The sequence below is a fragment of the Rhodococcus sp. NS-SX18 genome, assembly GCF_057367935.1.
Genome location: NZ_CM170633.1, coordinates 3,742,237 through 3,755,964, shown reverse-complemented (window position 1 = coordinate 3,755,964; position 13,728 = coordinate 3,742,237). Strand labels below are relative to the sequence as shown.

1 protein-coding gene (only partly in view) is annotated in these 13,728 nt (G+C 70.5%); it reads left to right on the top strand.

Annotated features, from left to right (window positions below):
- The first annotated feature begins 81 nt into the window (after window positions 1-81).
- Window positions 82-13,728, top strand: partial view of a non-ribosomal peptide synthase/polyketide synthase gene (locus AC2IPW_RS17175; protein ID WP_486375249.1) — the 5' end (the start) only. Its footprint extends 15,909 nt past the window's final position; the window shows 13,647 of its 29,556 coding nt (coding positions 1-13,647); its start codon is at window positions 82-84; its stop codon lies beyond the right edge, outside the window.

Here is a 13,728-nt window from a genome sequence, read left to right as displayed (position 1 = left end):
GTGGGTACCCGGGTGCCCACGGGGTCGGACGGAGCGCGCAAGACAGTGCGCGACACGCAGAGGTATCGGAGGATGAAGTAGATGGCTGAAGGCACGTCGGGCAAGCAGGCGCTGACGATCGCAGACCTGCCCCGGTTGCTGGCCGGAGTCGTGGACCGCGAGCCCGACCGCGTCGCCCTCGCCCACGGTGACACGCAGCTGACCTACAGCCGGCTCCAGCAGGAGATCGCCACCCTCGACGCCGCGATGGGGGGAGTGCTCGGGATCGAGGCGCTGGTCCCGGTCGTGCTGTCCAACCTCGCGCCCGAGCTCCTCGCCGACGGTGGTCTGCCCACCGTGCTCGACGGCCTCCTGACCGATGCCGCCTCCGTCCTCGGTGACGCCGCCGTGGCGCCCGCCGGACCCGACCTCGACACCCTCGTGGGCCGCTTCGACGCGCAGGTCGAGGCGACCCCGGACGCCGTCGCCCTCGAGTTCGATGGCGAGACCCTGACCTACGCGGAGTTCGCCGCCCGCGTCAACCGGCTCGCGCGGCACCTGATCGGGCTCGGCGTGGGCCCCGACACCCGTGTCGGCCTGTCGATACGACGATCCTTCGACCTGCTCGTCGGCATGTACGCCGTCCTCGAGGCCGGCGGCGCCTACGTGCCGCTGGATCCGGACCACCCCGCGGACCGCATCGCCTACGTCCTCGACATCGCCGAACCGGTCGCCGTGGTCACCACCGCCCGCGACGAGGTGGACCTGCCGGCCTCGGTACCCGTGGTCCTCGTCGACACCCTCGACCTCGCGGCCGTGTCCGCGGACCCGGTGCGCGACGACGAACGGCTCGGCGCCCTGACCGCCGACAGTCTCGCGTACGTCATCTTCACCTCGGGTTCCACCGGCCGCCCGAAGGGCGTCGCGGTCGAGCACCGGGCCATCGTCGCGAACATCGCCTGGCGACAGGCCGAGTACGGGCTGCGCGGCGACGACGTCGTGCTGCAGAAGACCCCCTTCACGTTCGACGTGTCGGTGTGGGAGTTCTTCTGGCCGCTGCAGGTGGGGGCGCGACTGTCGATCGCACTGCCCGACGGTCACCGCGACCCCGCCTACCTGGCGCAGACCATGATCGAGCGCCGGGTCACCGTCGCCCACTTCGTCCCCTCCATGCTCGCGGTCTACCTCGCCGAGCCGACCGCCGCGGCCGTCACCTCGCTGCGGTACGTCTTCGCCTCGGGTGAGGCGCTGCCCGCGCAGACCGTCGCCCGGTTCCACGCGATCTCCACGGCCGGGCTGCACAACCTGTACGGCCCGACCGAGGCCGCGGTCGACGTCACCTACTACGAGACCCACGGTGACGACACCGTCGTCCCCATCGGTGCGGCCGTGGCCGACACCGATCTCTACGTGCTCGACGAGGGTTTGCGGCCCGTTCCACAGGGAGTCGAGGGAGAGCTGTACCTCGCGGGCATCCAGCTCGCGCGCGGCTACCTGCGCCGGCCCGACCTGACGGCGGACCGCTTCGTCGCCGATCCGTTCGGTGCGCCGGGCGATCGCATGTACCGCACCGGTGACCTGGTCAAGTGGAACACCGACGGGCTGATCGAGTACGTCGGGCGCACCGACTTCCAGGTCAAGCTGCGCGGCCTGCGCATCGAGCTCGGGGAGATCGAATCCGCCCTGCTCGACCATCCCGGGGTCCGGCAGGCGGTCGTCGTCGTGCACTCCGACGAGACGCTCGGCGACCACCTCGTCGGCTACCTCGTCACCGACGGTGAACCGATCGACCGCACCGAGCTGGCTGCGGCCGTGCGCCGGCGGTTGCCGGACTACATGGTGCCGTCGCTGTTCGTGGAAATGACGGAGTTTCCCCTCAACGCGTCGGGCAAGCTCGACCGCGGAGCGCTGCCCGAACCCGACTTCAGCGTTCTGGCAACCGAATACCGCGCACCGAGCACCCCCACCGAGGAAACGGTCGTCGCGGCGTTCGAGAGTGTGCTCGGTGTCGAGCGGCTCGGCGTCGACGACGACTTCTTCGCCCTGGGCGGCAATTCGCTGAGCGCCACGCGCGTGGTGGCCCGGATCAACGCCGATCACAAGGTCCGCATCGACGTACGGGAGTTCTTCGACGCCCCTACCGCCGCGCAGCTCGCCACGCTCGTCGACGCGGCGATGGCGGCCGGCGACTCCCACCGGCCCCCGCTGGTGCCGCAGGTGCGGCCGGAGCAGGTGCCGTTGTCGCTGGCGCAGCGCCGGATGTGGTTCCTCAACCGCCTCGACCCCGGGTCGGCGGTCAACAACATCACGGTCGTCCTGAGGCTGTCGGGGACGCTCGACGTCGACGCGCTCGGCGCGGCCGTGGCGGACGTGGTGGCCCGGCACGAGGTGCTGCGCACCGTCTACCCCGAGACGGAGGGGGTCGGCTACCAGCAGGTGCTGCCCGCCTCGGAGGTGAAGCCGACGCTCACGCCGTCGACGGTGAGCGAGCCCGAGATCGTGCCGACGGTCGCGGAGATTGTCTCGGCCGGTTTCGACGTCACGACCGAGGTGCCCGTTCGCGTCCGTCTGCTGCAGGTGTCCGACACCGAGCACGTGCTGGTGCTCGTGGTGCACCACATCGCCGCGGACGGATTCTCGATGGGTCCGCTCACGCGGGACGTCATGGTCGCCTACGACGCCCGGACCCGGCACGAGGCACCCGCGTGGGAGCCGTTGACCGTCCAGTACGCCGACTACGCCATCTGGCAGCGGCAGGCCCTCGGCTCGGAGGACGACCCGCAGTCGGTCGTCGCCCAGCAGATCGAGTACTGGACACGTCGTCTCGACGGCGTACCCGAGCGACTGGACCTGCCGACCGATCGGCCGCGACCGGCGGTCGCCGGCAACCGTGCCGCGGTGCACGCCTTCACCGTCGACGAATCGGTGCACCGGGGTCTCGTCCGGCTGGCGCACGAGACCCGGACGACACCGTTCATGGTGGTGCACGCCGCCCTGGCGGCGGTCCTCAGCCGCCTGTCGGGTTCGGCGGACGTCACCATCGGCACTCCGATCGCCGGCCGCGGTGAGCAGGAACTCGACGACCTGATCGGCATGTTCGTCAACACCCTGGTGCTGCGCACCGAGGTCGAGACGGGTGAGCCCTTCACCCGGTTGCTGGCGCGCGTGCGCGAGTCCGACCTCGCCGCATTCGGGCACGCGGACGTCCCGTTCGAACGGCTCGTCGAGGTACTCGATCCGGTCCGGTCGCAGTCCCATCACCCGCTGTTCCAGGTGATGCTCGCCTTCCAGAACCTCGAGCAGACCAGCCTCGAACTGGGTGAGCTCGCGATCAGTCCCGTGACCGCGAACCGCCGACAGTCCCAGTACGACCTGTCGTTCATCTTCGTCGAAACCGTGGACGGGAACGGCGAACCCGGTGGTCTCGCCTGCGACCTCCTCTACGCCGCCGACCTGTTCGACGAGCCGACCGTCGCGACCTTCGTGCGCCGGTTGCTCCGGATGCTCGAGACCGTCGCCACCGACCCGGCACGGGCCGTGGGCGACACGGACCTCCTCTCGGTACCGGAGCGACAGGCACTGACCTCCGTGCACGGTGCCGCCGCCGAGCCTGGCGGCACCCTCGCCGACATCCTCGCCCTCGCCGCGCGTCGCGACCCGGCTGCCGTGGCCCTGCGGTTCGACGGCCGGTCGGTGTCGTACGGGGATCTGGACGCGACGTCGTCGCGTCTGGCCCGGATCCTGATCTCCCGTGGTGTGGGACCGGAAGACCGAGTGGCCGTGGCTGTGCCCCGGTCGGTCGAGTCGGTCACGGCGTTGTGGGCGGTGGTCAAGGCCGGTGCCGCGTTCGTCCCCGTGGACCCGACGTACCCGACCGAGCGGATCGCCTACATGCTCTCCGATTCCGGCGCGGTGCTCGGGCTCGCCACAGCCGAAACCGCCGGTACGCTACCGGATTCCGTTCCGTGGCTCGTACTCGAGGAAGCGGTCGAGGCCGGCGCGGGACTGCCGGCGGGACCGCTGGCCGACGCCGAACGCGTGCGCTCCCTGCGCCCGGCCCACCCGGCGTACGTCATCTACACCTCCGGCACGACGGGCACGCCGAAGGGCGTCGTGGTCGCACATGCCGGTGTGGTGAACTTCTGCGCCGAACAGGTGGAGCGGTACGCGGTCACCGCCGACTCCCACACGTTGCACTTCGCGTCGCCGAGCTTCGACGCCTCGGTGCTCGAACTGCTGCTGGCGTGCGGTGCGGGCGCGACGATGGTCGTCGCGCCGACCTCGGTGTACGGCGGCGCCGAGCTCGCCGGCCTGCTGGCCGCGGAGGCGGTCACCCACGCCTTCGTGACCCCCGCGGCCCTCGGGTCGGTGGATCCCGCGGGCCTCGACTGCATCCGCGTGGTGATCACGGGTGGCGAGGCGTGCTCTCCGGGCCTGGTGGCACGCTGGGCGACGATCCTGCCCGACGGGTCGCGCCGCGCGTTCTTCAACGCCTACGGTCCCACCGAGTCGACGGTGGCATCGAACATCAGTGACGCCCTGCTACCCGGCGAACCGGTGGTGATGGGCGGCCCCGTCCGCGGAATGCGGGTGCTCGTTCTCGACGACCGGCTGCAGCCGGTGCCCGTCGGTGTCCCGGGCGAGCTGTACCTGGTGGGAATCCAGGTGGCTCGCGGGTATCTGGGTCGGGCCGGGCTGACGGCCGAGCGGTTCGTGGCCGATCCGTACGCCACCGACGGCAGCCGGATGTACCGAACCGGTGACGTAGTGCGGTGGTCCGGTTCTCCCGGGGACGAGACGGCCGGCGTGGTCGAGTACGTCGGCCGGGCCGACGACCAGGTGAAGATCCGCGGTTTCCGGATCGAACTCGGTGAGATCGAAGCGGCTCTCGCGCGGTGCGCCGGCGTCGCCCAGGCGGTCGCGACGGTGCGCCGGGACGGGCAGCGGGGTGAGCAGCTCGTCGGCTACGTCGTTCCCGAGCCGGGCATCGAGCTCGACGGCGCCGCCGTGAAGGACTTCGTGGCCCAGTTCCTGACGAGCTACATGGTGCCGCACGCGGTCGTGGTCCTGGACTCGATCCCGCTGACGCCCGGCGGCAAGCTCGACCGGCGTGCACTGCCGGAACCGGAGCAGGAAACCCGGGTCTTCCGGGCACCGACCACCCCGGTCGAGGAGATCGTCGCCCGGGTCTTCGCCGACGTCCTCGGCGTGGAACGGGTCGGTCTGGACGACGACTTCTTCGAACTGGGTGGCAACTCGCTCGTCGCCACGCAGGTGATCTCCCGGCTCGCCGCGGCGCTCGGCACGGCGGTTCCGGTGCGGACACTGTTCGAGGCCTCGGCGGTCGCTCCCCTCGCCGCCCGCCTCGAGCAGGCCGACTCCGCCGGCACCCGGGTGCCGTTGGTGGCGCGCCCGCGACCCGAGCGGGTTCCGCTCTCCTTGGCGCAGCGCCGCATGTGGTTCCTGAACCGATTCGAACCGGACTCCGCGGTGAACAACATTCCGCTGGCCATCCGGTTGTCGGGGTTGCTGGATCGGCACGCACTGCAGGTGGCGGTCGCCGATGTGCTCGCGCGGCACGAATCTCTGCGGACGGTATATCCGGACGCGGACGGTGTGGCGTACCAGCAGGTGTTGCCGACCTCGCGGGTGATTCCGGATCTGTCGCCGATCCCGGCTTCGGAGGACGAGCTGCTCGCCGAGGTCCTGACGATGGCCTCGGCGGGGTTCGACGTGTCGACGCAGGTGCCGTTCCGGGCGCGGCTGTTCGAGGTGTCCGCAACCGAGCATGTTCTCGTCCTCGTCGTGCACCACATCGCGGCCGACGGCTTCTCCATGGGGCCGCTCACCCGTGACGTGGTGGTGGCGTACTCGGCACGGGCCACCGGTGGCGAACCGGAGTGGGAGCCACTGCCGGTGCAGTACGCCGACTACGCGTTGTGGCAGCGGGAGATACTCGGCTCGGAGGACGACCCGGATTCGGTGATCGCGAGTCAGGAGGCGTACTGGAGCGGCGCGCTCGCCGGGCTGCCCGACCAGCTCGACCTGCCGTCGGACCGTCCCCGGCCGGCGTCTGCCTCCAACGCGGGTGCGGTGCACGAGTTCTCGCTCGGGCCGGACCTCCATGCCGCAATCGGGCGGGTCGCACGTGAGCGCAACGTCACCCCGTTCATGGTGGTGCACGCGGCACTGTCGGTGCTGCTGGCGCGGTTGTCGGGGACCGACGACATCGCCGTCGGCACCCCGGTGGCCGGTCGCGGCGAGCAGGAACTCGACGACCTCGTCGGGATGTTCGTCAACACCCTGGTGCTGCGGACCCGGGTCGAGGGCGGGGAGTCCTTCGAGGACCTGCTCGCGCGGGTACGCGGCACGGACCTCGACGCGTTCGCGCACGCGGACGTGCCGTTCGAGCGGCTGGTGGAGGTGCTCAATCCTGCCCGGTCGACGGCGCGGCATCCGCTGTTCCAGGTCATGCTGTCCTTCCAGAACCAGGCGATGGGAGCCCTCGAGCTTCCGGGCCTGACGGTCTCGGGCCTCGACTTCGACGCCGCGACCGCACGGTTCGACCTGCAGTTCTCCCTCGCCGAAACGACCGCCGAGACAGCCGATTCCGCCGAGTACGCCGTCGGGATCACCTATGCGACGGATCTGTTCGATGCGTCGACGGTGGCGGGGTTCGCGGCGCGGTTCGTGCGGGTGCTCGAGGCGGTGGTGGCCGATCCGTCGGTGGCGGTGGGGGATCTGGAGATCCTCGAGCCGGTGGAGCGGTCGCGGGTGCTCGAGGTGTGGAACGACACGGGGCGTGCGGTGCCGGCGGCGACGTTGGGGGAGTTGTTCGCGGAGCAGGTGCGGCGGTCGCCGCAGGCGCCGGCGGTGACGTTCGACGGGGTGTCGCTCAGTTACGGGGAGTTCGCCGGGCGGGTGCGGCGGTTGGCGCGGTATCTGGTGTCGGTGGGGGTGGGGCCGGAGTCGCTGGTGGGGTTGGCGATGCGCCGGTCGGTGGATCTGCTGGTGGGGATGTATGCGGTGGTGGAGGCCGGGGGCGGGTATGTGCCGGTCGATCCGGATCAGCCGGCCGAGCGCAACGGGTACATCCTGGAGGTGGCGGCGCCGGTGGTGGTGTTGACCACGGGGCGGGACGGGTTCGTGGTGCCGGGGCAGGGGTCTGTCCGCACGGTGGTGCTCGACGAGTTGGATGTGTCGGGGTTGTCGGATGCGCCGGTGACCGATGGGGAGCGGCGTGCGCCGGTGCGGGGGTCGAACACGGCGTATGTGATTTTCACGTCGGGGTCGACGGGGCGGCCGAAGGGTGTGGCGGTCTCGCATGCGGCGATCGTCAATCGTCTGGTGTGGATGCAGGGTCGGTACGGGTTGTCGGCCGGCGATGTGGTGTTGCAGAAGACGCCGTTCACGTTCGATGTGTCGGTGTGGGAGTTCTTCTGGCCGTTGCAGGTGGGGGCGCGGTTGGTGGTCGCGGCCCCGGACGGGCACCGCGACCCCGGGTACCTCGCGGCGGTCATGCGCGCAGAGTCGGTGACCGTCGCGCACTTCGTGCCGTCGATGCTCGCGGTCTTCGTCGCCGAGTCCGCGGTCGGCGGGATCTCGTCGCTGCGGTACGTGTTCGCTTCCGGTGAGGCTCTCGCCGCCGCGGTCGCCGCCCGGGTGCGGTCGGTGCTGCCGGGTGTGGCTGTGCACAACCTGTACGGGCCGACCGAGGCCGCGGTGGATGTGACGTTCCACGAGGTGACCGACGCGGATGTGGTGTCGGTGCCGATCGGTGCGCCGGTGTGGAACACGGGTGTGTTCGTGCTCGACGGGCGGCTGAATCCGGTGCCGGTCGGGGTGCCGGGTGAGTTGTATCTGGCGGGTGTGCAGCTCGCGCGCGGCTACGTGGGCCGCCCGGATCTGACCTCGGATCGGTTCGTGGCGAATCCGTTCGGGGCGGCGGGGGAGCGGTTGTACCGCACCGGTGATCTGGTGACGTGGACCGAGGCCGGGGAGCTCGAGTACCTGGGCCGCACGGACTTCCAGGTCAAGCTGCGGGGTCTGCGCATCGAGCTCGGCGAGATCGAGGCGGCGTTGCTGGAGGTTGCGGCGGTGGCGCAGGCGGTCGTGCTGGTCCGCGCCGAGCAGCTGGTGGCGTACGTGGTGACGGCCGCCGGTGCCGTGTTCGACGAGGACGAGGCCCGCTCGGCGGTGGGGCAGGTGCTGCCGTCGTACATGGTGCCGTCGGCGTTCGTGGTGCTCGCGGAGTTGCCGCTCAACGCGTCGGGCAAGCTGGACCGGAAGGCGTTGCCGGAGCCGGTGTTCGAGGTCAAGGTGTTCCGTGCCGCGACGACTCCGGTGGAGGAGATCGTGGCGAGTGTGTTCGCCGAGGTGCTCGGTCTCGACCGGGTCGGTCTCGACGACGACTTCTTCGCCCTCGGTGGCAACTCGCTGATCGCCACGCAGGTGGTCTCGCGGATCGGGGCGGCGCTCGACGCGTCGGTGCCGCTGCGGGTGCTGTTCGAGACGTCCACCGTCGAAGCGTTCGCCGCGGAGGTCGGCCGTCAGATCGGTACCGGTGCCCGGCGTCCGCTCGACGCGGCACCGCGTCCCGAGCGGGTGCCGCTGTCGCTCGCCCAGCAGCGGTACTGGTTCCTCAACCAGTTCGACACTTCCTCCGCGGTGGACAACATTCCCTTCGCGGTGCGACTCCAGGGCGATCTGGATCTCGCCGCGATGCAGGCGGCGGTGCGCGACGTGATCGGCCGGCACGAGATGCTGCGCACCTACTACCCGGACCCCGACGGCGGACCGCACCAGATCGTGCTCCCCGTCGAGGAGGCGCTGCCCGATCTGACGCCGTACGACGTCACCGAGGACGACCTCACCGAGGAGATCGTCGCGTTCATGTCGACGACCTTCGACGTGACACGTCAGGTCCCGGTGGCCTCGCGCATCTTCCGGATCACCGACACCGACTACGTCCTGGCGTTCGTCGTGCATCACGTCTCCGCCGACGGCGCCTCGATGGCGCCCCTCGCGCGCGACGTCACCATCGCCTACGAGGCGCGGTCCCGCGGGGAGAACCCGGGATGGGAGCCGCTGCCCGTCCAGTACGCGGACTACGCGTTGTGGCAACGCGACGTCATCGGTTCGGAGGACGATCCCGACTCCGTCGCCGCGCAGCAGATCGAGTACTGGAAGCGGACCCTGGCCGGGCTGCCCGACCAGATCGATCTCCCCGCCGACCGCCCGCGGCCTCCGCGCCAGAGCTTCCGTGGCGACTCGCTGCACTTCACCGTCGATGCCGAGTTGCATCGCGGTCTGCAGGAGCTGGCACGCCGCCACAACGCCACGCTGTTCATGGTGATCCACGCCGCCCTGGCGACCCTGATGGGGCGGCTGTCGGGCACCGACGACGTCGCGATCGGTACGCCGATCGCCGGCCGCGGCGAGCGGGTGCTCGACGACCTGATCGGCATGTTCGTCAACACGCTCGTCTTCCGCACCCGCGTGCAGTCCGACGTCGCATTCGACGAGTTCCTGGCTCAGGTCCGGGAGACGGACCTCGGAGCGTTCGCGCACGCCGACGTGCCGTTCGAGCGCCTGGTGGAGGTGCTCAACCCCGTGCGGTCGACGGCCCGCAACCCGCTGTTCCAGGTGGGCCTGTCCTTCCAGAACCTCGCACAGACGAAGCTGGAACTGCCGGGACTGACCGTCTCGCCGACCAACTTCGAGCTCGAGCTCGCCAAGACCGACCTGCAGCTGACCGTCTTCGACCGTTACGACGAGGACGGGACGCCGGCTCGCATCGACGCGACGTTCACGTGTGCGACGGACCTGTTCGACAAGGGCACCGTGGCCGGTTTCGCGGAGCGGTTCGTGCGGGTGCTCGAGGCGGTGGTGGCCGATCCGTCGGTGGCGCTGGGGGATATCGAGATTCTCGAGGCGGCCGAGCGGGTGCGGGTGCTCGAGGCGTGGAACGAGACCGGTCACGACGTGGATGCGTCGGCGACGTTGGTGGATCTGTTCGACGAGCAGGTGCGGCGCGCCCCCGAGGCCACAGCCCTGTTCTTCGAGGGCGAGACGCTGACCTACGGCGAGTTCGACGCGCGGGTCAATCGTCTTGCCCGGCATCTGGTGTCGTTGGGGGTGGGGCCGGAGTCGACGGTGGCGTTGGCGATGCGCCGGTCGGTGGAGTTGCTGGTGGGGATGTACGCGGTGGCCAAGGCCGGTGGTGCGTATGTGCCGGTGGATCCGGAGCAGCCGGCCGAGCGGACCGGGTACATCCTCGAGGTGGCGGCGCCGGTGGTGGTGCTGACCACCGAGCGCGACGGTTTCGAGGTGCCGGGGGAGAAGTCTGTCCGCACCCTGGCGATCGACACCGCGGATCTGTCGGCGCTGTCGGGTGCTCCGGTGACCGATGCGGAGCGGCGGGCGCCGTTGCGGGCGTCGAACACGGCGTATGTGATCTTCACGTCGGGGTCGACGGGTCGGCCGAAGGGTGTGGCGGTGCCGCACGGCGCGATCGTGAACCAGTTGGTGTGGAAGCGGGCGGAGTATGCGCTCGGGGCCGACGATGCGGTGCTGCTCAAGACGGCGGCGACGTTCGACCTGTCGGTGTGGGAGTTCTGGTCGGCGCTGGTCTCCGGTGGCCGGTTGGTGATCGCGGCCCCGGACGGACACCGGGACCCCAGCTACCTGAACGGGTTGACGGCCGAGCAGTCCGTGACCACGTTGCATGTGGTGCCCTCGATGCTCGAGGCGTTGCTCGTCGAGGGTGGGGGCGTGCTGGCGGGTTCGCTGCGGCAGGTGCTCGCGATCGGGGAGGCGTTGCCGGCGGCGACGGCGGGACGGTTCCTGGCGCGCAACGCGGCGCGGTTGGACAACCTGTACGGCCCGACCGAAGCGGCGGTGTCGGTGACCTTCCACGAGGTCGACGACGCGGCGGGTGTGTCGGTGCCGATCGGTGTGCCCGAGTGGAATTCGCGGGTGTACGTGCTCGACGCGCGCCTGCACCCGGTGCCGGTCGGCGTGCCCGGTGAGTTGTACCTGGCGGGCACGCAGCTGGCGCGGGGTTACCACCGCCGGGCGGATCTGACGGCGGAGCGGTTCGTCGCCTCGCCGTTCGGGGTCGGTGAGCGGCTCTACCGCACGGGTGATCTGGTGCGGTGGGATGCGGCGGGTCGTCTGGAGTACGTCGGCCGCAGCGACTTCCAGGTCAAGGTGCGTGGTTTCCGGATCGAGCTCGGCGAGATCGAGGCCGCCCTGCGCAATCTGGACGACGTGCGGGACGTGGCGGTGATCGCGCGCGACGACGACCGCGGCGGCGCACAGCTCGTGGCCTACGTCGTTCCGGCTGGCGGTGCGGAAGTTGATGCGGCGCAGCTCAAGTCGGCCCTGGCGCAGCAGCTGCCGTCGTACATGGTGCCGGCGGCGTTCGTGGTGCTCGAGTCGCTGCCGCTGAACGTCAACGGCAAGCTCGACCGCAAGGCGCTGCCGGCGCCGGTGTTCGAGGCGCGGGAGTTCCGGGCCCCGACCACCGTCACCGAGGAGGCCGTGGCACGGGTGTTCGCCGAGGTCCTCGGGCTCGAGCGGGTCGGTCTCGACGACGACTTCTTCGAACTCGGCGGCAACTCTCTGCTCGCCACCCAGGTCGCGTCCCGGCTCGGTGCCGCCCTCGATGTCCGGGTGCCGATTCGTGCGCTGTTCGAGTCGCCGACCGTCGAAGCCCTCGCGGTGTCCGTCCAGCATCAGAGTGCCGACGCTCGACGTCCGCTCGAGGCGCGGCCGCGTCCCGAGCGGATCCCCCTCTCGCTCGCCCAGCAGCGCATGTGGTTCCTCAACCGGTTCGACACGGACACCGCCGCGTACAACGTGCCGATGGCGATCCGGCTGACCGGGACGCTCGACGTCGCGGCGCTGCAGGCGGCGGTGGGAGACCTCGTCGCCCGGCACGAGATCCTGCGCACCTACTACCCCGAGACGGCGGACGGCCCGATCCAGGTCGTCGTGCCTGCCGCCCAGGCCGAACAGGACCTCACCCCGGTCCCGGTGGCCGAGCACGAGATCCTGACGGCCGTCCACGAGCTCGGGGCCACCACCTTCGACGTCACCACCGAGGTGCCGTTGCGGTTGCGACTGTTCCGGCTGGCCGGGAACGACCACGTGCTCGCGCTGGTCGTCCACCACATCTCGGCCGACGGTTCGTCGGCGGGTCCGCTCACCCGGGACCTGATGCAGGCCTATATCGCCCGCTCGCAGGGCGAGTTCCCGGCGTGGGCGCCGCTGCCGGTGCAGTACGCGGACTATGCGCTGTGGCAGCGGGAGGTCCTCGGTTCCGAAGACGATCCCGAGTCGATCGCTGCGAAGCAGGTGGCGTACTGGAAGGACGCCCTGGCCGGTCTGCCCGACCAGCTGGACCTGCCCACCGACCGGCCGCGCCCGGCCGTGCAGTCCTTCGCCGGCGCCCGGACCGGGTTCGCCGTCGACCCCGACCTGCACGCGCGGCTGATCGAGCTCGCCCGTCGCAGTAACACGACGCTGTTCATGGTGATGCACACCGCCCTCGCGGTGTTCCTCGCACGGATGTCCGACACCGACGACATCGCGATCGGCACGCCCATCGCGGGCCGTGACGAGCGGGCGCTGGACGATCTCATCGGCATGTTCGTCAACACCCTGGTCTTCCGCACCCGGGTTCGCCCGGACGCGGCGTTCGAGGAACTGCTGGCGCAGGCACGCGAGGCCGACCTGGGAGCATTCGCCAATGCCGACGTGCCGTTCGAGCGGCTCGTGGAGGTGCTCAACCCCGTCCGCTCGACCGCGCGGCACCCCTTGTTCCAGGTGGGCCTGTCGTTCCAGAACGTCGCTCAGTCCCGCCTCGAGCTGCCCGGTCTGACCATCGCGAACGTCGATGCGGACATGGAGATCTCGCAGTTCGATCTGCATCTGATCGTCACCGACCGGCACGCGGAGGACGGTGCCGCGGCCGGTGTGACCGGCTTCTTCACCTACGCCACGGACCTGTTCGACGAGTCGACGGTGGCCGGCTTCGCCCGGCGCTTCCTGTGGTTGCTCGAGTCCGTGGCGGCGGACCCGTCGCTCCCGGTGGGCGACGTGCCGCTGCTCGACGACGCCGAGCGAGTGCGGGTGCTCGAGGGCTGGAACGACACCGATCACGCCGTCGACTCCTCGGCGACGCTGGCCGACCTGTTCGACGCGCAGGTGCAACGCACCCCGGACGCCCCCGCCCTGTTCTTCGCGGGCGAGACGCTCACCTACGGCGAGTTCGATGCCCGAGTCAACCGGCTCGCCCGGCACCTGATCTCGGTCGGCGTCGGTCCCGAATCGACGGTCGCCCTGGCGATGCGCCGATCGATCGAGCTGCTCGTCGGCATGTATGCCGTCACCAAGGCCGGTGGCGTCTACGTGCCGCTCGACCCGGACCAGCCGGCCGAGCGAACCGGATACATCCTCGACGCCGCGGCGCCGGTGGTGGTACTGACCACCGAGCGGGACGCGTTCGAGCTGCCGGGGGACAGCTCTGTCCCGCACCTGGCGATCGACACGGCCGACCTGTCGCCCCATGCCGGTGATCCGGTCACCGACGCCGAGCGGCGGGCGCCGCTGCGGGCGTCGAACACCGCGTACGTGATCTTCACCTCGGGTTCGACGGGTCGGCCGAAGGGCGTGGCGGTGCCGCACGCGGCGATCGTGAACCAGTTGCTGTGGAAGCGCGAGCACTTCGGCCTCGGGTCCCAG